The organism is Nocardia sp. NPDC024068 (genome assembly GCF_040638875.1).
In the GTDB taxonomy this organism is placed as follows: Bacteria; Actinomycetota; Actinomycetes; order Mycobacteriales; family Mycobacteriaceae; genus Nocardia.
On sequence record NZ_JBEZYU010000007.1, the window covers coordinates 67,321 to 87,002 of the forward strand.

Annotated in this window: 20 protein-coding genes; 6 read left to right on the forward strand and 14 right to left on the reverse strand. The window is 67.4% G+C overall.

Annotation, left to right across the window (positions count from 1 at the left end; all coding sequences use genetic code 11):
- The first annotated feature begins 192 nt into the window (after positions 1-192).
- From AB0F41_RS09865 to AB0F41_RS09880, 4 genes are all read left to right on the forward strand, one after another.
- Complete coding sequence (locus AB0F41_RS09865) at positions 193-1,848, forward strand: ATP-binding protein (protein ID WP_357422394.1); 1,656 nt, start codon at positions 193-195, stop codon at positions 1,846-1,848.
- Positions 1,845-2,516 carry a response regulator gene (locus tag AB0F41_RS09870; RefSeq protein WP_357422395.1) on the forward strand — a complete coding sequence of 224 codons (672 nt, stop codon included), beginning with the start codon at positions 1,845-1,847 and terminating at the stop codon, positions 2,514-2,516. Before AB0F41_RS09865 ends, AB0F41_RS09870 begins: the two co-directional genes overlap by 4 nt.
- 153 nt (positions 2,517-2,669) lie before the next feature.
- A complete protein-coding gene (locus tag AB0F41_RS09875) occupies positions 2,670-3,032 on the forward strand; it encodes a hypothetical protein (protein WP_357422396.1) in 363 nt (120 codons plus the stop codon).
- Positions 3,025-5,523: a hypothetical protein gene (locus tag AB0F41_RS09880; protein ID WP_357422397.1), complete on the forward strand. Its 2,499-nt coding sequence runs from the start codon at positions 3,025-3,027 to the stop codon at positions 5,521-5,523. Before AB0F41_RS09875 ends, AB0F41_RS09880 begins: the two co-directional genes overlap by 8 nt.
- A gap of 28 nt (positions 5,524-5,551) precedes the next feature.
- Here the strand turns inward: AB0F41_RS09880 and AB0F41_RS09885 are convergent, their stop codons facing one another.
- The 4 genes from AB0F41_RS09885 to AB0F41_RS09900 all read right to left on the reverse strand — a co-directional run bounded on the left by AB0F41_RS09885 (position 5,552) and on the right by AB0F41_RS09900 (position 9,688).
- Positions 5,552-6,598: a CoA transferase gene (locus tag AB0F41_RS09885; RefSeq protein ID WP_357422398.1), complete on the reverse strand. Its 1,047-nt coding sequence runs from the start codon at positions 6,596-6,598 to the stop codon at positions 5,552-5,554.
- Between the two features lie 64 nt (positions 6,599-6,662).
- A complete protein-coding gene (locus AB0F41_RS09890) occupies positions 6,663-7,619 on the reverse strand; it encodes an LLM class F420-dependent oxidoreductase (RefSeq protein WP_357422399.1) in 957 nt (318 codons plus the stop codon).
- A gap of 90 nt (positions 7,620-7,709) precedes the next feature.
- A complete protein-coding gene (locus AB0F41_RS09895) occupies positions 7,710-8,111 on the reverse strand; it encodes a cobalamin-dependent protein (protein WP_357422400.1) in 402 nt (133 codons plus the stop codon).
- A complete protein-coding gene (locus AB0F41_RS09900) occupies positions 8,111-9,688 on the reverse strand; it encodes a methylmalonyl-CoA mutase family protein (RefSeq protein ID WP_357422401.1) in 1,578 nt (525 codons plus the stop codon). The genes AB0F41_RS09895 and AB0F41_RS09900 overlap by 1 nt, the downstream gene beginning before the upstream one ends.
- Positions 9,689-9,763: 75 nt before the next feature.
- On the opposite strand from AB0F41_RS09900, the gene AB0F41_RS09905 reads away from it, so the two are divergent.
- A complete protein-coding gene (locus tag AB0F41_RS09905; protein ID WP_357422402.1) occupies positions 9,764-10,594 on the forward strand; it encodes an NAD(P)-dependent oxidoreductase in 831 nt (276 codons plus the stop codon).
- A gap of 36 nt (positions 10,595-10,630) precedes the next feature.
- Here the strand turns inward: AB0F41_RS09905 and AB0F41_RS09910 are convergent, their stop codons facing one another.
- Complete coding sequence (locus AB0F41_RS09910; RefSeq protein ID WP_357422403.1) at positions 10,631-11,473, reverse strand: class I SAM-dependent methyltransferase; 843 nt, start codon at positions 11,471-11,473, stop codon at positions 10,631-10,633.
- Between the two features lie 93 nt (positions 11,474-11,566).
- Here AB0F41_RS09910 and AB0F41_RS09915 point away from each other — a divergent pair, with 93 nt between their 5' ends.
- Positions 11,567-12,145: a TetR family transcriptional regulator C-terminal domain-containing protein gene (locus tag AB0F41_RS09915; RefSeq protein ID WP_357422404.1), complete on the forward strand. Its 579-nt coding sequence runs from the start codon at positions 11,567-11,569 to the stop codon at positions 12,143-12,145.
- 114 nt (positions 12,146-12,259) lie between these two features.
- Here AB0F41_RS09915 and AB0F41_RS09920 read toward each other — a convergent pair whose 3' ends face one another.
- The 9 genes from AB0F41_RS09920 to AB0F41_RS09960 form a co-directional block, all read right to left on the reverse strand.
- Complete coding sequence (locus AB0F41_RS09920; protein ID WP_357422405.1) at positions 12,260-12,463, reverse strand: zinc-ribbon domain-containing protein; 204 nt, start codon at positions 12,461-12,463, stop codon at positions 12,260-12,262.
- Positions 12,464-12,621: 158 nt separating this feature from the next.
- On the reverse strand, positions 12,622-13,821 hold the full coding sequence (locus tag AB0F41_RS09925; RefSeq protein ID WP_357422406.1) for a cytochrome P450: 1,200 nt from the start codon (positions 13,819-13,821) through the stop codon (positions 12,622-12,624).
- Between the two features lie 37 nt (positions 13,822-13,858).
- Positions 13,859-15,100, reverse strand: a complete 1,242-nt coding sequence (locus AB0F41_RS09930; protein WP_357422407.1) for a cytochrome P450 — start codon at positions 15,098-15,100, stop codon at positions 13,859-13,861.
- Position 15,101: 1 nt separating this feature from the next.
- A complete protein-coding gene (locus AB0F41_RS09935) occupies positions 15,102-15,299 on the reverse strand; it encodes a ferredoxin (protein ID WP_357422408.1) in 198 nt (65 codons plus the stop codon).
- A 43-nt stretch (positions 15,300-15,342) separates the two neighbouring features.
- The gene (locus AB0F41_RS09940) at positions 15,343-16,185 is read right to left on the reverse strand and encodes an SDR family oxidoreductase (RefSeq protein WP_357422409.1); all 843 of its coding nucleotides are present in this window, start codon (positions 16,183-16,185) and stop codon (positions 15,343-15,345) included.
- A 50-nt stretch (positions 16,186-16,235) separates the two neighbouring features.
- The gene (locus AB0F41_RS09945) at positions 16,236-17,144 is read right to left on the reverse strand and encodes an alpha/beta hydrolase (RefSeq protein WP_357422410.1); all 909 of its coding nucleotides are present in this window, start codon (positions 17,142-17,144) and stop codon (positions 16,236-16,238) included.
- A complete protein-coding gene (locus tag AB0F41_RS09950) occupies positions 17,141-17,752 on the reverse strand; it encodes an NADPH-dependent FMN reductase (RefSeq protein ID WP_357422411.1) in 612 nt (203 codons plus the stop codon). Before AB0F41_RS09950 ends, AB0F41_RS09945 begins: the two co-directional genes overlap by 4 nt.
- A gap of 10 nt (positions 17,753-17,762) precedes the next feature.
- Entirely contained in the window at positions 17,763-18,752 is a 990-nt protein-coding gene (locus AB0F41_RS09955; protein ID WP_357422412.1) for a cyclase family protein, read from the reverse strand.
- Between the two features lie 22 nt (positions 18,753-18,774).
- Complete coding sequence (locus tag AB0F41_RS09960) at positions 18,775-19,653, reverse strand: coniferyl-alcohol dehydrogenase (RefSeq protein ID WP_357422500.1); 879 nt, start codon at positions 19,651-19,653, stop codon at positions 18,775-18,777.
- Between the last annotated feature and the right edge of the window lie 29 nt (positions 19,654-19,682).

The following is a 19,682-nucleotide window of genomic DNA, read 5'->3' on the forward strand; positions in this document are numbered from 1 at the left end:
CCGCGCGCCGGGAACGTCGCGGCCTGCCCTCGTCGCGCACCGCGCGCGTCACCCCGCACGCGGAGTCATGACGGGACGAGAATTCCGTGGCGGCGACCACACCACAAGTTTCCGTGCGCTATGGACGAAACAGTCGAAACGAAAATTGTGTGCATTGTGATCACCGGCGGGGACGCACGTTATCGTGCACAAATGGTCAGAGCGCGATTCCGGACCGTCCGGTTGCGGACCCAGGTCCTGCTGCTGCAGGTCCTGGTTCTCGCGCTGGCCTTCGTCGTCGCGTTCGCGATCTGGGCGTTACGCAGCGATACCCGGCTGCGGACCGGCTTCGGTCAGCGAGCGCTGGCCATCGCGCAAGTGGTCGCCGCCGAACCGGGGGTGCGGGAGCAGGTCACCCGGGCCTCGGCGGTACCGCTGCCGGAGCTGGGCCGGATCGAGGCGGACCCGGCCACGGTGCGGGTTCAGGGCACCGTCGCCGCGACCCGGGCGCGGACCGGCGCGGACTCGATCGTGGTCGCCGACGAACGCGGCATCGTCCTGGCCGGGCCGGACCTACCCGCCAGCCGGGTGTCACCCGGTGGACCGCCGGGTCCGGCCGCCGCCGAGGAATACGGCACCGAAGACGGCACCGCCTGGGCCCGGGTACCGGTGCGCGCGCTCGGCGGTGACCGGGAGGCCGGCACCGTGGATGTCCGGCTGGCCATCGAACCGACCGCCACCCGGCTCGCCCCCGATCTGCGCAACGCGGTGCCGGTCGTCGGGGCCGGGCTCCTGCTGGGCGTCGTCGGCGCCCTGCTGCTGGCCCGCCGCTGGCGCGGCCTCACCCTCGGCCTGGAACCCGCCGATCTGGCGGAGCTGGTCCGCGGGCAGGCCGCCATCCTGCACGGGATCGGCCAGGGCGTCGTCGCCGTCGATTCCGACGGGCGCACCACGTTCGTCAACGACCAGGCCGTCAGGCTGCTCGGTATCACCCCTGCCACCGGACGCCCGATCGCCGAGATCGGCCTGACACCGCGGGTGCTGGAGCTGTTCGGCACCCTGGAATCCCGCCCGACCACCGCGACCGTGCACGATCGGGTCGTGGTCGTCGTGGCCCGCCCGGTCCGCCGCGACGGCCGCGATCTGGGCGCGGTGCTCATCGTGCAGGACCGCACCGATGTGGAAGCGCTGGCCCGCCAGCTCGACGCGGTGCAATCGATGAGCACGGTGCTGCGCGCCCAGCGTCACGAATTCGCCAATACACTCCATCTGCTCAGCGGTCTGCTGCACCGCGGCCGGATCGGCGAGGCCACCCGCTGTATCGACGATGTCCTCGGATCGGGCCCACTCGGCGCCGCCGCACCCGGTATCGACGCCGTCGCGGACCCGTACCTGCAGGCCTTCCTCGCGGCCAAGGCGGCCCACGCCCGCGAGCGCGGCGCCGAACTGGTCCTCGGCCCGGATACCTCGGTGGCGGGCACCCTGATCGACCCGGTCGACGTCACCACGGTTCTGGGGAATCTCCTGGACAACGCCCTCGACGCCGTGGCCGGTACCGGCGATCCGGTCAAGCGGGTGGAAGTGGAATTGGTGCAGGAGGAATCGACGCTGTACATAGTGGTCGCCGACAGCGGGCCCGGAATCGCGCCGGAACTGGTCGACAGAATTTTCACCGAGGGGACCTCCACCCGCGAGCCGGGCACCGTGCCCGGCGGGCGCGGTGTCGGGCTGGCCCTGATCCGGCAGCTCGCCCGGGCCCGTGGGGGCGATGTCCTGTTGTCGAGTCCGAGCGGTGGTACCGCGGTCCTGCGGGGCGCCGAGTTCGTCGCCCGTATCCCCGGCGTCCTGACAGTGCGGAGCGCGGAATGAGCGCCGAGCCGCTGCGGGTGCTGATCGTCGAGGACGATTTCCGGATCGCGAACCTACACGCCGATATCGTGACCTCGGTCCCCGGTTTCACCGTGGTGGCAACCCTGTCGACCGTGGCGGCCGCCCGGACCGGTCACGTGGACCTCGCCGCTGATCTCGCCCTGGTCGACGTCTATCTCCCGGACGGTAACGGGGTCGAACTGGTGCGGGAAATGCGCTGCGACACCATGGTTCTCACCGCCGATTCGGACAGCGAAACCGTTCGTGCGGCACTCCGGGCCGGAGCGCTCGGATACTTCGTCAAACCCTTCCCGCCGGCCGCCCTGAGTTCCCGGCTGGCCGGATACGCCCGCTATCGCCGGCTGCTGGCGGACTCCCGGGTGGACCATGCCCGTGTCGAAGCCGCGCTGGCCGCGCTCCGCCCGGCGCCCGCGCCCGGCCCGGCACCGCCGGTCACCTCGCCCACCAAAACCCTTGTTCTGGAAGCACTCCGAAGTTCCGGACGGCCGATGTCCGCGGGCGAGGTCGCCGATACCATCGGCGTCTCCCGCCCCACCGCTCAGCGTCATCTCACCGCTCTCGTCGGCGCCGGCGCACTCCGGATGCGCCTGCGCTACGGTCAGGCGGGCCGTCCGGAACAGGAATACTCACTGCCCCCGGACCACTGAGCCACGAGGATCCTCGCGGGCCTTCTATTCCTATGAACAAGCGCCCCATCGATATTCGCAACCGGCGCGGCCGGGAACCACACCACTGTCACGAGATGTGCCGGAAGGCGCGCAGTGTAACCTGTTCCCGACCAGGGTAATAGGGGGCGGAGAATGACCAGTAGCGGCGAATTCGTGGTGACGTGTTCGTTTCCCGATGTCGATCTCTCCACCGCGGACGAGCTGTGCGCCGACCTGTCCGACAGCCTCCGCCGGGCCGTACCGGAGGTATCCACCGCGCGGGTCCGGGACAACGAGTTCAATCAGGATCTCGGGACCATCCTGACGATCGTGCTGTCGCAACCTGCCGTGGTTCTGCTCGTTCGCGAGCTGTTCAAATGGGGTGCACGCAGATACGACGCCAGTGTGCGGCTGAGCCGATCCGATACCGGGGAGACCGTGCACATCAAGGGCCCGTTGACGGATCGTCACGAGCGGATACTGCGCGATTTCCTCTCCGGTAACGATCATGCATGACCCGAACCGGACGGTCGCTGTCATCTGCGGTGCGAGCAGCTGGCCGCGGCTGGACCGGTTCACCGCCGCCACCGCGTTCAGCCGGACCGCGAAAGGACTCACCAATTATCTGACCGGTAAGGACGGCCTCGGACTTTCCGAAGAGAACGTGCTGGACCTGTTCGACAGCGACAGCACCGCGGTGGAGCATTTCGATCGGATCAAGACCTTTCTCGAGCTGCATATGCGGCGTACCCGCAGCCGCCACGGCAAAGGCATGCTCGTCCTGGTCGCCTATATCGGGCACGGCGCCTTCTTCGAAGCGCAGCGGTTCTATTGCCTCCTGTTGCGCGACACCCATGAGCCCGCGCCGGTGGAGACCAGCCTGCGGGTGCAGGCCCTGGCGCGCACGCTCAAGCACACCGCCCCCAAGAGTTCACGGATCGTCATCCTCGATTCCTGTTTCGCCGCCCACGCCGTCAACGATTTCCAGAGCGAAGTCCAGCAGGTCGCGTCGGCGAAAGCGCAGGAAGCCGTCGACTACGAACTCGACGCTGTCCATCAGGACGACGTTTTGGACGACACCTTCGAGGAGGTGACCACACTCGAGGCGGGCGGCGGATCGGGTAGAGTCGCCCTGCTGTGCGCCTCCAGTTCCAAGGACCCCGCCCAGCTGGCGAGCCACGATTCCTTCACGCTGTTCGGGCAGGCGCTGCTCGATGTGCTGCACTACGGCGATCCCCGGCAACCGGGCGCGATGAGTCTGCGTCAGGTGAGCCGGCTCATCACCGGACGGCTACGCCAGGTCCGGGACGCGCCGCGCCCCCAGGTGCATTCGCCCGAGCAGGACGGTCGCGATCTCGCCGACGAGCCGCTGTTCCCGAATCCCGCCCAGGAATCCCCGCCCAGGATGCGAATCACCCGCCCCCGGCGGACGAAACGACTACTCGGCGCCCTGGCGACGACGGTCGCCGTCGTCTGCGCCGCGGTCGCCGTCGTGCTGGTCTATCCGGATCGGGACAACGAATGCGGCACCGATCTCGCGACCGTCGTCCTCGACGGTGACGAGTGCATCGGCCTGACCGACGGCTCGTACAACTTCTTCCGGCCGCCTGCCCGGGATCAGGTGGTCCAGGACCAGATCCAACTGGTTCTGGACACCCTCGAAGACCAGAACGACTGGACCGCGGATCTGCACGAACAACATCCCGAGCGGCCTTACTTCACGTTGGTCAATCTCCAGGCACTCACCGCGCCGAAACACGGAAGCGGTACCGCCGCCGATCTGACCGCCGAACGGGAAAGCCTGGAGGGCCTGGTCGTCGCACAGCGGAAACAGATCGACGCCGTCGGACCCGATGAGCCGTTGATTCGTATTCTGATCGGCAATGCGGGCCGTGGCACGGCCAAAGGCCCGAAGCTCGCCGAACAGATCATCGAAGCAGCTCGGAACGACCCTTCCCTCGTCGGTGTCGTCGGCTTCAATATGAGCAATCAGGCGACCCAGGACACCGTGGACGTGCTCGCCCGGCACGGTATCCCGATAGTGGCCACCACACTGTCACTGGACTCGCTGGCCGACCGGAATCCGCTGTTCATCCAGGTGGCACCGCAGAACCGCCGGGAAGCCGCCACCGCGGCGGGATTCGCCGCGAACTCGCTGACCACCGCGAAGCGTGTCCGGATCTATACCTCCGCCGACGAGAAAGATCTCTACAGCGCCAACTTGCGCGACGACCTCCGGTACTGGTTCGAACAGTTCGGATTCGGGGTGGAGGAGATATCGTTCACCCCGTCGGGTTTGCCCGCCCAGGAGGCGAAAGCCGACGGCGGTCGCGCATTCGGCAGCGCATTCGAGGCGGGCACAGATATCTGTACCGGTGACGGTGTCGCCTTCTTCTCCGGACGTGGTGTGCCCGACTTCGGGGAATTCCTGCGCGGAGCGGCGACCTGCGAGCACCTCGACACGACCATCATCGGCGCCGACGATGTCACCAAACATGTCGCCGACCCGGTAGCCCGGTCACGTGAGGCCATCGCCGGTGTGCCGTACTACTTCATCTCGTTCGCCCCGGCTCCCATCACCGATTCCGAGCCGGCCGCGATCGCGACCAGGTTCTACGACTCGCTGCGACAACGCTTCTTCTTCGAACAGCAACCCGAAAGCGAACGATCCCTCGATGGGCATGCCGCGCTGTCCTACGACGGCGCGCAGGTGTACCTCACCGCGGTCCGGGAACTGAACCGCACCGCACCGGGGCAACCGCGGCTGGCGGCGGTCACCGCGCAGATCAGCGAACTGGGCGCACTTCCCGGCGTCACCGGGACCTTCCACTACGGCGTGCCGCCGCGGCCCAACGTGCCCAAAGACAAGCCCGTGACCGTGCTGCGGGTCGAAAACGGGGAGGTCGTCCGCCAGATCCTGGCCTACTGCGGCGACTACCCGGACCGGCCCACGGCCGCCGCGCCCTGGTGTCCGGCCGCCGCCGACGAGCAACCGGCAGGACGCTGACCCGCGCAGGCCATGGGGCGGGTACCGCCTATTCGGTGGTACCGCCGTGTTCACCCAGCCGTGGCGGTGGCCGGTAGTCCGGCGTCCAGTCCGATACCCGGATGGGTGAGGCGACCAGCCGGTGGTCACCGGCCCGGACCACCATCTCCGGGGTGTCGTCGAGCGCCTGCGGCAGGGTACGCACCGCGGCCGTGGGAACGCCCAGCGGACGCAGCCGCGCCTCCCAGGAAAGAGCGGTATCGGTGAGCAGGGCACCGGTCACCAGCTCCAGCACTTCGGCCCGGTTCGCCGCCCGCTCCGCCATGGCCTCGTATCCGGTGATCCCGGCTTCCTTCGAGAACGACTTCCAGAATCCGTCGTGGGTGACGAACAGGGCGAGGTAACCATCCGCGGTCGGGAACAACTGGGCCGGAACGTAATAGGAATGTGCGCCGTGCGGCCGCCGCTGCGGTTCGATCCCGTTGTCGAGGTAGGCGGCCGCGTGATAGTTCAGCTGCGACAGCATCACATCGCGCAGCGAGACATCGATCTGGCCGCCCCGGCCCGAGACGATCTGGGCCAGCAGGCCCAGGGCCGCGGTCAGGCCGGTCGAGTTGTCGGCCGACGAGTAGCCGGGCAGGGTGGGTGGTCCGGCCGGGTCGCCGGTCAGCGCGGCGACCCCGGTGGACGCCTGAACCACATAGTCGAAGGCCGGGTCGTCGCCGTTGTCGAGCCCGAAACCGGTGAGCGCGACGCATACCAGCCGCTCGTTGTACTGCCGCAGGGCGTCGTAGGTGAGCCCGAGTCTGCGGATCGCCGACGGTTTCAGATTCACCAGCAGCGCATGGGAATCCGCGGCCAGTTCCGCCAGCCGCGCCTGCCCGGCCGGTGCGGTCAGGTCCAGACAGATACTGCGCTTACCGCGATTGAGGCTCGCGAAATAGGAATCGCCGACATTGCGGGAGATATCGCCGCCCGCCGGTTCGAGTTTGGTGACCTCGGCACCGAGGTCGGCGAGCATCATGGTCGCGTAGGGACCGGCCAGCATGGTGCCCACCTCCAGCACCCGGATCCCCGCCAGCGGCCCCGCCGTCATCGAAGCCCCCTCGTAGACGGTCGATGCGGTCCGCGGCGGCCGAAGCGTCGGCGGAGGTAGCGCCTCATCGCAGATCCTTGGCGATATCCGCGATCATCTCCCGGGTGCGGCGCTTGGAGGCCACCAGTTCGTCGCGGTTGTCGCCGATGGGCAGCAACCGCACCGACAGATCTGTCGCACCCGCCTCGGCATAGCGGCGCAGACCGGCGGCGATGGCGTCCTCGTCACCGGCGATGCAGATATCGCCGATGTCGCGGGCGTCGCCCTGTTCCAGGAGCCGCTGGTAGTTCGGAGACACTTCGGCCTCGCCGAGAATCCGGTTCGCGCGCTGCTTCGCGGTATCGATATCGGCGTTGGCGCAGAGGCAGATCGGCAGTCCGGCCACGATGCGCGGGGCCCCGCGCCCGGCATCGGCGGCGGCCTTGGTGATGCGCGGGACGACATGATCGGCGATGGCGCGTTCGTCGGCCATCCACAGGATGGTGCCGTCCGCGTGCTCCCCGGCGATCCGCAGCATCACCGGGCCCAGCGCGGCGACCAGCACCGGCAGCGGTGCGACCGGCCCCAGGTCCAGCGGATTGTCCACGGTGAAGCTGCCGTTGGACACCTGTACCGTCCCGGGTCCGTTGAGCGCGGGGTTCAGGACCTCGAGGTAGTCGCGGGTGTAGGCGGCGGGCTTCTCGTAGGGAAGCCCGAGCATGTCCTGCACGATCCAGTGATGAGACGGGCCGATGCCGAGGGCGAGCCGGCCACCGGCCACCGCGTGCGCCGAGAGCGCCTGCCGGGCCAGCGCGACCGGGTGCTGCGCCTGCAGCGGGACCACCGCGGTGCCGAGTTCGATCCGCTCGGTGGCCGCGCCGAGCAGCGCGATCGTGACCAGCGCGTCGAAATCCGTGGGAATCTGCGGAATCCAGGCGGTATCCATCCCGGCCGATTCGGCCCATTTGATGTCGTCGACCATCCGGGCGGCCTTGCGCGCGGTATCGCCACGCTCGGGCCCGATCATCACACCGATCCGCACGATTCCTCCACTCTCACAACTGTTTTCAGGTGGAGCCGCCGCCCACCGTCATGGCGGCGGCTCCGGGCCCGGACGCCGAGCGTCCGGGAGTCAGGACGGGGCCTGGGTTCCGGTGAGTGCCCGGATATCGGTGACCAGTACATCCAGCGGGGTCCCGGTCGGGAACACCGCGGCGGCACCGGCGGCCGTCAGTTTCTCGATATCGCTCTGCGGGATGGTCCCGCCGACCACCACCGCGATATCCGCGGCGTCGGCCGCGCGCAGGGCGTCGACGACCCGTTTCGTCAGCGCCACATGCGCGCCGGACAGGATGCTCAGGCCGACGACGGCCACATCCTCCTGGACCGCGATCGAGACGATGTCCTCGATCCGTTGCCGGATTCCGGTGTAGACCACCTCGAAACCGGCGTCACGCAGGGTGCGGGCGACGATCTTCGCGCCGCGATCGTGACCGTCGAGACCGGGTTTGGCGACCAAGACGCGGGCGGTCATCAGAACACCACCGGCTGCTGGAATTCGCCCCAGACGTCCTTGAGGGCGGCGGTCATCTCGCCCACCGTGCAGTACGCGTTGGCGCAATCGATCAAGCGATGCATGAGGTTGTCGTCTCCTTCGGCGGCCCGCGACAGGGCCGCCAGGGTGTCGCGGACTGCGGCCGAATCCCGTTCGGCCTTCACCTTGGCCAGCCGTTTCAGCTGTTTCTCCCGGCCCTCGGCGTCGAGCTCGTAGGTGGAGATCTCGGGCGCGGGTTCCTCGGAGACGAATTTGTTCACCCCGACCACCGGTTTGACCCCGGATTCGATCTCCTGGTGCAGCTTGTACGCCTCGTCGGCGATCAGCCCCTGCAGGTAACCGTCCTCGATCGCCCGGACCATACCGCCCCGGTCCTCGAGGTCGGTCATGATCTCCTGGATGGCGGCCTCGGTTTTATCGGTCAGCGCTTCCACGAAGTAGGAGCCGCCCAGCGGGTCGGCCACCCGGGTCACGCCGGTCTCGTAGGCGAGGATCTGCTGAGTGCGCAGCGCCATGGTCGCCGATTCCTCGCTGGGCAGGGCGAAGGGTTCGTCCCAGGCCGCGGTGAACATGGACTGCACACCGCCCAGTACCGCCGCCATCGCCTCGTAGGCGATCCGGACCAGGTTGTTCTGCGCCTGCGGGGCGTAGAGCGAGGCGCCGCCGGCCACACAGCCGAAGCGGAACATCGACGCCTTGTCGGTGGTCGCGCCGTAGCGTTCGCGCACAATCGTCGCCCAGCGACGGCGGCCGGCGCGGTATTTGGCGATCTCCTCGAAGAAATCGCCGTGGGTGTAGAAGAAGAACGAGATCTGCGGGGCGAACTTCTCGATACTCATCCGCCCGCGTTCGACGACGGTATCGCAGTAGGTGACGCCGTCGGCGAGGGTGAAGGCCATCTCCTGGACCGCGGTGGCCCCGGCGTCCCGGAAATGCGCGCCCGCCACCGAGATGGCGTTGAACCGCGGTACTTCGGCGGCGCAGAACTCGATCGTATCGGCGATCAGGCGCAGCGAGGGCTGCGGCGGCCAGATCCAGGTGCCGCGGGAGGCGTATTCCTTGAGGATGTCGTTCTGGATGGTCCCGGTGAGTTTCTCCCGGGGCACACCCTTCTTCTCCGCCGCGGCCACGTAGAACGCCAGCAGGATCGCCGCGGTGCCGTTGATGGTGAAGCTGGTGCTGATCTTGTCCAGCGGAATACCGTCGAAGAGGATCTCGGCGTCGGCGAGGGTGTCGACGGCGACGCCGACCCGGCCGACCTCCTCCATCACTTCGGGATCGTCGGAGTCGTATCCGCATTGGGTGGGTAGGTCCAGCGCTACCGACAGGCCGGTACCGCCCTGCTCCAGCAGGTAGCGGTAGCGCCGGTTCGACTCTTCGGCGGTGCCGAAGCCCGAGTACTGGCGGAAGGTCCACAGCCGTCCCCGGTATCCGGTGGCGTAGTTGCCCCGGGTGAACGGAAACGCGCCGGGCGCGGGGGGTTCGGTACGCCGGTCCTCCGGCCCGTAGACCGGATCGAGCGGGATACCCGAGGAGGTATGGACTGCATCGTTCATCGTTGAATACGATACTTGCAGAAAATGAGAATGCCAATACCGCTTCGCGCGAACGCGTAATCGACCGGGAGTGACATGACGACCGAACAGCAGATCTTCACCGACCGGACACTGGTGGTGTCCGGGGCCAGCCGGGGTATCGGTCTCGCCATCGCCCTGGCCGCCGCCCGGCACGGCGCCAATGTGGTGCTGCTGGCAAAAACGGCGCAGCCCCATCCGAAACTGCCCGGCACCGTGCATACCGCGGTCGCCGAGATCGAGGCGGCCGGTGGGAAGGGGGCGGCCGTGGTCGGTGATGTCCGCGACGAGGACGATGTGCAGCGCGTCGTGGATACCGCGCTCGAACGGTTCGGGCGGATCGACTACTGCGTCAACAACGCGAGCGCCATCGCCACCGAACCCACCGAGAAGCTCTCGGCCAAGAAGTTCGACCTGATGCAGCAGATCAATCTGCGCGGCACCTTCCTGCTGACCCGGGCCTGCCTACCCCATCTGCGGGAGGCGCCGAACCCGCATATCCTGACCGTCGCGCCGCCGCTGAACACCAGTCCCCGCTGGCTCGGCGCGCACCCCTCCTACACTCTGTCGAAGTACGGGATGACCCTGCTGACCCTGGGCTGGGCCGCGGAATACGCCGCGGCCGGTATCGCCGCGAACTGCCTGTGGCCGCAGACCTATATCGCGACCTCCGCGGTGGCGAATCTGCCGGACGGCAGCGATCTGCTGGCGAAATCGCGCAGCCCGCAGATCATGGGCGACGCCGCCGCGGACATCCTGTCCCGGGAAGCCAAGTTCAACACGGGCAACTGCTATATCGATGCGACCGCCCTCATCGAATCCGGCCGCACCGATCTCTCGGAATACGGCGGCGGCGCCAACCCGATCCCCGATATGTTCCTGGACTGAGCCCACCGGACCGGTGGCCCGGCCGGTCGACGCGACTCACCCGGAACGGTCTCGCCGGGCCACGACGGCGAAGTTCAACGGGATCCGCGGCGCCATGGCCGGGAGTGTCCAGCCCTCCGGACACTCGACGAGGCCGGGAAACGCGCGCCAATCCATGTAGGGCAGTTCGCGGACCGCTTCGATCCGGAGTCCGGCGCGCAGCAGCGAACCGATGATCTCATCCAGGTCGTGCCGCCACTCGTGCACCGTGGCCTGGGTGATCTGCCCGGCCGAATTCTCGGTATAGCTGCCCGAATCGACGTAGGTCCGGCTGCCGCCTCCGCCGAGGTAGTCGTCGGTGATCTCCCACGGCTCGTGGTCCATCGCGCCCAGGATCGGATGATCGTCGCGGATCATGAACAACCCGCCGGGTGCGAGGAGGTCATGGATCGACCGGGCCCAGTCGGCGAGGCCGGGCAGCCACACGATGGTGCCGGCGCTGGTGACGACGAGATCGAACTGCCGGTCGACGAGGGTGGCGGCATACCTCGCGTCGCCCTCGACCCAGGTGATGTCGCGGCCGTCGGCCCGGGCGAGCCGCTCGGCGTGACGTAGCGAATTGGGTGACAGGTCGAGGCCGTGCACGTCGGCCGCGCCGAGCCGGGCCCAGGACAGGGTGTCGGTGCCGATATGGCATTGCAGGTGCAGCAGCGATCGACCCTGGACGCCGGTAGCCGGCAGATGTCCGGCCAGCACCGAGAGGTCGTTGCGCACCACGGACGAGACGGCGGCGGGGTCGGCCAGGAAGGCGTCGACGTCGTACATCTCCGACCGCCGGTGCACATCGGCCCGTTCGTCCCAGTTCGCGCGGTTGGCGGCTATTGCCGCGGCTTCATCCATGGCTCGGTCCTTTCGGCGGGTTCGGTAGCTCGTGCGGGAGCTTTTGTATCACATGCGTGATGTAACCCGGAACCGGTTTTCTAGACTGAGCCGGTGCCTGTCCGGATAGATGCCGATGCGCGACGACGCCATATCGTCGATGCCACCCTGCGGTTGGTCATGACCGGTGGCCTCTCCGCCGCGACCTTCCGCAAGGTCGCCGCCGAGGCACGACTGAACATCGGCTCGATTCGCCACTATTTCGCCGACCACGAAACCCTCATCGTCGCCGTAGCGACCGAAGTCGGCGACCGCATGGGCCGCCGTCTCACCCGGTACCCGGTCGCCGCGGCGGGCGACCGCCCGGCGGCGAAGCGCCACCTGCTGCGAGTGATCGAAGAATTGGTTCCCCTGGACGACGAGCGGCACCGCGAAGCGGTCGTCCTCATGGAGGTCATCGCCGCGTCGCGCCTGAACCCCGCGTTCGAACCGGTTGTCCGGCAGATGGCGGCGGACCTGCGCACGGTCCTCATCGACGCGCTGGCCGCCACGGGAGCCCCCGACCCAGAACACCAGGCCGTGCACCTGGCCGCCCTGATCTCCGGCCTCTCGCTGGATGCCGTCACCCCCCACGGCTCGGCCGGCCGGGCAACGGTTCGCGCAGTCCTGGAGCAACACGTCGACCGGCTTTGAAAACACGGATATCCGGCCGGCCGCGCCACACCGCGTGATATTTCCCGAGCGGAGACCCGCGTAGAAACGGCCGATCGCCGATGCGCTGTCGGCGAACCAGGCTGGCGCCGTCGCTCAGATTTCGACCGCGGTGCCGCAGATACCGCAGACCTCGAGCCGGCGGCGCTTCCAGCGCGCGACCGGAACGAAGAACAAGGTGAACTGCTTGAACTCCCTCATCTGTTGCCACTGCGTCGTGTTGTGACAGCGCGGGCAGGTCCGGGTGGCTCCCGGGCCGAGGTTCTGTCGCTTGGTACCGAAACCGAAGATGAAGAACACCCGACCAGCGTAGAGGGCCGGACCGATCGAGAGTGCCGGACCGATGAGCGAGCCGCCCACCGACCGGGGACGTACCGGCCGCAGAGGGGATGAGGGCTCGGCGGCCGGTACAGCGGCGGGGCGCGGTGGTCGACTATTGCGCCCGGTTCCGATGCCGATCAGATGGATGCGGGCATACTTTCCCAGCCGCGCACCGTCGAGGTCGGGGAGAGTTTCGCCGCCGACAGATCGGGCTCCCATTCCGGGAAGCGTTTCAGGATCTCCTCCAGGGCGATCCGCCCCTCCAGCCGGGCCAGCGCCGAACCCATGCAGAAATGGGTGCCCACGCTGAAGGCCAGATGCGGCTTGCTCTCGCGGTGGATATCGAAGACGTCACCGTCCGGCGCGAAATGGCGGCCGTCGCGGTTCGCGGCGCCGATGAGCATCATCATCGCGCTGCCCTCGGGAACGGTCTGCCCGTGGTATTCCACATCCCGGGTCACATACCGCGCCACATGCGGGGCCGGGGGCTCGAATCGCAACAGCTCCTCGACCGCGGCCGGGATGAGTGCGGGATTGTGCACCAGCTCCCGCCGCTGGTCCGGATGCTCGGCGAGCACCTTGCCGGCCCAGCCGATCAGCCGGGTGGTGGTCTCGTTCCCGGCGCCGGACACCACGTTGATATAGGTGAGGATCTCGTCGCGGGTGAGATTGCGCAGGGTGCCGGTCTCGTCCTCGAACTCGACGTTCAGCAGTTCGGAGATGATGTCGTCGGACGGGTGCTCGGTGCGCCATTCGACGTACTTCTCGAAGAGTTCGCCGCTGACCATGCCCTCTGTGGACGCCTTCATCGGCTTGCCCTCTTCGGTACGCATCTGGTCGTTGGCGAAATCGCGGATGGCCTCCTGGTCCTCCTCCGGGATACCGAGCAGCATCCCGATGGTCCGCATCGGCATCTGCGCGCCCAGATCGGCGATGAAATCGATGCGGCCGGTACCGATCAGCGGGTCGAGGCTGCGGGCACAGAACTCCCGGACCTTGTCCTCCAGCGCGGAGATCTTGCGCGGGGTGAACATCCGGGACAGCAGTTTGCGGTGCATGGTGTGGATCGGCGGATCCTCGAAGATCAGCACCCCGGGCGGGATCTCGATATTCGCCTTGATCAATTCGATGATCGCGCCGCGGGCCGAACTGAAGGTGTCCTTGTCGATCAATGCCGCGTTGACATCGTCGAACCGGCTCAAGGCGTAGAAATCGTGGGTCTCGTTGTAGTACAGCGGTCTCTCGTCACGGATTCGCTTGAACATCGGATACGGGTCCGCGTTCAGCTGAACGTCGTACGGGTCGTAATAGACATCGCTGGGCGCGCTGGTCGTCACAGGTCGGTCTCCTCTCGGCGCAGTGTGTTCGGTGTGGTCACCACGTCACCGGCAGGCGGTACACACCGAAAGCCAGCTTGTCGTGCTTGAATTCGACCTCCTCGATCGGAATCGCGAGGCGCATGGTGGGGATCCGCCGCAACAGGGTCTTGAAGACGATCTGCAGTTCCACCCGGGCCAGCTGCTGGCCGACGCACTGGTGCGGGCCGAAGCCGAAGCCGACGTGCAACCGCGCCGGGCGGGTCAGGTCGAGTTTGTCCGGCTCCGGGAACTGGTTCGGATCCCAGTTGGCCGGGGCGAGGTCGATGATCACGCCCTCACCGGCTCGGATCGTATGCCCGCCGATCTCGATATCATCGAGCGCGACCCGGCGCTGGCCGTTCTGGATGATGCTCAGGTAGCGCAGCAGTTCCTCGATCGCGTTCGCGAGGACCTTGGGATCGTCGGTATCACGCAGCAGCGCCAGCTGTTCCGGGTTCTCCAGCAGCGCGAGCGTACCCAGGGCGATCATATTCGCGCTGGTCTCGTGGCCGGCGATGAGCACACCGGTGCCGATCTGGGCGGCTTCCTTCATCGAGATCTCACCGGCGGTGACCCGTTCGGCCAGCTCGGTGACCATATCCTCGGCGGGATTCTCCATCTTGGATTTGATGAGGTCGATCAGGTAGCGCGCGAGACCGACCCGTCCCTGCTGCGACTCCTCTTTGGTGGCATAGCGGGAGACACCGGTCGTCGCGTGCTGCTGGAAGAATTCGTGGTCCTCGTAGGGCACACCCAGCATCTCGCTGATCACCAGCGAAGGCACCGGCAGTGCCAGGGCTTCCACCAGATCGGCGGGCTGCGGTCCGGCCAGGATCGCGTCGATATGGTCGTCGGTGATCTGCTGGATCGCCGGGCGCAGCGCGTCCACGCGTTTGACCGTGAACGGTTTGGTCATCATCCGGCGGAACCGGCTGTGTTCGGCACCATCGGTGTTGAACACCGAGCGGGCCCGATGATTGACCATATCGAGCATGCCCTCGTTCCAGTGCGGGAACCCGGGCTGATGGTCGTCGGTGCTGATCCGCGGATCGGACATCAGCGATTTCAGTTCGGCGTAACCGGTGACCAGCCACGGCGTGCTGCCGTCCCAGATCCGCACCCGGCTCAGCGGTCGCTCGGTCACCAGCCCGAGGACCTCGGGCGGCGGCGCGAACGGGCAGCCGGGGGCCCGGTCCAGCGGATAGTTCAGGATCTCGTCGGTTTCCGTGGTGGAACTCGATCCAGCTGAATTCGTCATGTCACTCCTCGTGCACGTGGATGGCCATCGCGGGGCACACCGCGGCGGCTTCGCGGACCTCTTCGGCGAGTTCGTCCGGAGGGTTCTCGTCCAGCAGGACCACGATCCCGTCCTCCTCGCGCTGATCGAACACCGCGTCGGCGGCCATCACGCAATGCCCGGCGGCGATGCATTTCCCTTGTTCGACAGTCACTTTCATGACATTCACTTTCTCGGATAGGAGGTGGTCGGATCCGGACGATTCATGACGACCCCACCGGTGCCCCGCCGTTGGACGCGGGTTCGGTCCGGCGGCGCAGCGGTTTGCCGGCGGTGGTGCCGCCGTCGACGGTCAGCACCGTGCCGGTCAGATAGCGGGATCGGTCGCCGGCGAAATACACGGCGGCTTCGGCGACATCCTCGGGTGTGCCCTCGCGCGGCAACGGGCGGTCCTGATTCATCATGTCCCGCATGGCGCGGGTCATCCGCTCGGCCTTCTCCGGCGACATCGTGGTCGACGCCTTCGCGAGCAGGTCGGTGGGGATGTTGCCGGGGGCGATACAGTTCACCCGGATGTCGTACTGGGCGAGTTCGATCGCCGCCGATTTGGTGAAATGGATGACCGCGGCCTTGGAGGCCCGATAGGTCATCACACCGCCTCCGGCCTGCACCCCGCCCACCGAGGACAGGTTGATGATCGAACCGCCGCCCTGCTCGGACATATGCCGGGCGGCGAACCGGGTGCCGGCCATGACGCCGAGTACGTTCACCGACATCACCTGCTGGAAGTCGGCGAGATCGTCGTGCAGGAGGCTTTTGTGCATCGTCCCGGAAATCCCGGCGTTGTTGCACATGATGTGCAGACCGCCGAACCGTGCCACGGCGAGGTCCACGAGCCGGGCGACCTGCTCGGGATCACCCACATCGGTCACCTCGAACAGCGCGCTCTCCCTACACCGGCCGGCGACCCGCGCGCCGCCGTCGGCGTCGAGATCCCCGACCACCACCCGGGCGCCTTCGGCAACGAACCGCTCGACCATGGCGCTGCCCAGCCCGGACGCGCCTCCGGTCACCACCGCGACCTTGCCCGCCAACTCGTTGCCCATGCGCTGCATTTCCTTTCGTAACGACATACCGTGACCCGTTTCCGTCCGGGCTACCCGCGGATGGACTCTCGGCCGCTGCGCGCGAACTCCGGGGCCGTAGCGGTCGTCGACTGCGCGTCCAGGAATTCCAGCAGCAGTGCGTTGACCGTCTCGGGTTGTTCCAGTTGCGGGCAGTGGCCGGCCGCGTCGACGACCACCGAATCCCCGTCCGGGATGCGGGCGGCCAGTTCGGCGGCCCAGCCGGGTGGCAGCAGTTTGTCGGCGCCGCCCTCGACGACCAGGGTCGGTACCCGGACCCGCTCGTAGGGCCGGTCCCCCGCCGCGGGCGGTGCGTCGGCGCCGGGCCGCCGGAACCGGGCCGCGGCCAGCGACTCCCAGGCGCCCGGGGCGATGGCCGATTCGAACCTCCGCTGCACGTACTCTTCGTCGGCCGGATAGGCAGGTGAGGCGAACAGCGCGGTGACGATCCGGCGCATGGCGGGCAGGGTCGCGTCGAAATCGTAGAGCGCCTGCATATGTTCGTTGGCTTGGATCTGCCCGCCCCCGCAGATCGTGACCATGGCGCGTACCGGCAGCCGCGGGGTATCGGCGGTGGTATCGGCGAACAGGTTCACCGCGCCCATCGAATTGCCCACGAAGAACGCCGAATCGATACCGAGGATCGCGCACAGCCGCGCGATATGACGGATACGCAGGCCCCGCCCGTCGGTGAAGTCCACGACTTTCGCCGATTCGCCGAACCCGAGCATATCGGGGGCGATGACGTGATACCTGGTGGCGAGGGCGTCGATCGTACGCTCCCAGCCGATCTCGGCACTCGCCCCGAATTCACCGCCGTGCAGCAGCACGACAGGTTCGCCGGCACCCGCTTCGAGGTAGTGGGTGCGCAGACCGTCGACCATGATCGTCCGGTGCCGGTAACGAGCAGCTACTGCTCCCGAATCGCTCGACTCGCTCATGCCGGGCCGATCGCGCGGGCAGTGGTGAGCACCTGCGCGGCCAGCAGTTCGAGCTGACCGATCACACCCGCATCGGTCAGCGTGCCCGAATCGTCCCAGATCTTGTCCGCGGAGTTGATCGCGACACCGATCGGCGTGGGCCAGGCGCGCAGCGCGTGCCCGATACCACGCAACTGGCCGAGGGTGCCGACAGCGGCCTGCCACCCGTAGGCGCAGGTGATGCAGCCCCACGGCTTGTTGTCCAGGTAGACCGTGGGATCGGCGCGCATATCCTCGACGTAGTCGAGGGCGTTCTTCACCAGGCCGGAGATCGCGCCGTGATACCCGGGCGACCCGACGATCACCGCGTCGGCGGTGCGCAGCGCCTCCACCAGGGCGACGGCCTGCGGGGTGCGGGCCGGATCGTGCGGGTTGTACATCGGCAGGTTGATGTCCTCGCCGCTGAACAAGGCGGTACGCCCGCCCCGCTTCTCGACCTCGTCCAGACAGTGCCGTAAGGCCCGTTCGGTCGAGGAATTCGACCGCAGCGTCCCGCCGAGGCCGACGACGAACGGCTGCGTATCCGCGCCGGTTGCTGTGCGCTCCACCATTGTGCTTCCCACGGTCATGGCCGGTCTCCTATTTGATGGCGATCGGGTTGATCGGTGATCCCACCGCGCCCACCACGCGCAGCGGCGGTGCGATCAGCTGGAATTCGTAGACTCCGTCGGCGTCGCAGTCGGCGGCCAGGGCGGTGAAATCCCAGTATTCGCCGAGCATCAGGCCCATATCGCGGAGGCAGAGCATATGCATCGGCAGGAACGTGCCCTCGACGCCGGAGACCGGATTCTCCACCATCAGGTTGTCCGCGGCCACCGCGGCGATTTCGTGGTCGTGCAGCCATTTCGCACACGTCCAGTCCAGACCGGCATAGGGCTCCGAGCCGTCGCCCGCCTCGAGGAAACGGTTCCACCATCCGGTGCGGACCAGCACGATATCGCCGGACTCGATGGTCACACCCTGCCGTTTCGCGCACTCGTCGAGTTCGTCACCGGTGATCGGCTCACCCACTTCGAGGAATACGTCCGCGCCTCGGTATCTCACCAGGTCCAGCAGTACGCCGCGGCTGGTGATGCCTTTACTGTCGACTTTTTCGATACCGCAGTGGAACGCGCCCATACTGGTCACCGAATTCGCCGGGAACCCGTTGTAGAGCTTGTCGTCGTAGTAGACGTGGGAAAAGGCGTCCCACTGGGTGGCGGCCTGCAACGGCATGATGAGCATATCGTCGTTGAACCGGAAGGGGTTGTCGGCGAAGAATCCGGCCAGCTCACCGGCCACCGAATTCTGGAGCCATTTCGGACCGTATTCGACCAGTGTTTCGGCGTCACCGCCGTCGACGGTCATCACATGGGTCGGGTTGGCCCGGAACTTGAAGGCGCCCTGGGGTCCGTTGGAGCCGAAGTCGATTCCCAGCGGGAACACCTTCCCGTGCCGCACCAGCCCGGCGGCGCCCGCGACCTTGGCGGGGGTGATGAAATTCAGGGTGCCGAGTTCATCGTCGGCGCCCCAGCGTCCCCAGTTACGCACGGTTTCACCGAGTTTGTAGAAATCGGTCAGAGTTGCCACGTTGCACTTTCCTTCCAGCTGCCTATTTCGGCTCGCCCGGGACAGCCCCGGCGGATTCGGGCGGGGTCGGCCCGGTGGGCCGTGCCGGGGGCGGTCCGGCCAGTTCACCGGCCAGGCGCGCGGCGAGGTTCCCGCCGTCGACCCACAGCACTTGACCGGTGATGTATCCGGCGGCCCGGCTGCCCAGGAACAGCAGTGCGGACGCCTGCTCGACGGGATCGGCGGACCGGCCCAGCGGTTTGGGGATCCCGTCGAGATAGTCCTGGCCGTATGCCGAGCGCAGCTGGTCCAGGATGGGGGTTTCGGTGACGCCGGGCCCGGTGCAGTTCATCCGGATCCCGCGGCCGGCGAGCTCCACCGATCGGCGCACGGTATAGAGGATGATCGCCTCTTTGGACAGCCGGTAGCCGCCGTCCGCGATGGCTTCCGGATTCGCGGCGCACCAGGCGATTCCGTCTTCCATCGAGGTGGTCTCCAGGAATCCGTTGACCGCCCAGCGATTTTCCAGGTATCCGGAGGCGGCCAGCGAGGAGACGCTGACCACCGCCGAACCCGATTTCATATGCGGGACGAAGGCTTCGGTGAAGTGCCGCATCCCGAGGAAATTGATGGTGGCCACGCGCAGCGGGTCGCCGATACCGGAGGAGACGCCGGCGATATTGAACAGCGCGTCCACGTCGGTCCCGACCAAGCGGGCGGCCCGGTCGATGGACGAGGGATCCGCCTGATCCATCTCGTGGAACTCGTCGAGTTCGGTGCCCGGACGCAGGCGATCGAGGCCGACGATCTCGGCGCCCAGGCCCCGCAACTGGGTGACCAGGCAGGCGCCGATACCGGAGGCACAGCCGGTCACCACCACCCGTTTGCCGTCGTAACGCCACCGCCGGTCGATCGAATCCACCTCGGGCACCGCGCTCTCCTCTCCTACTA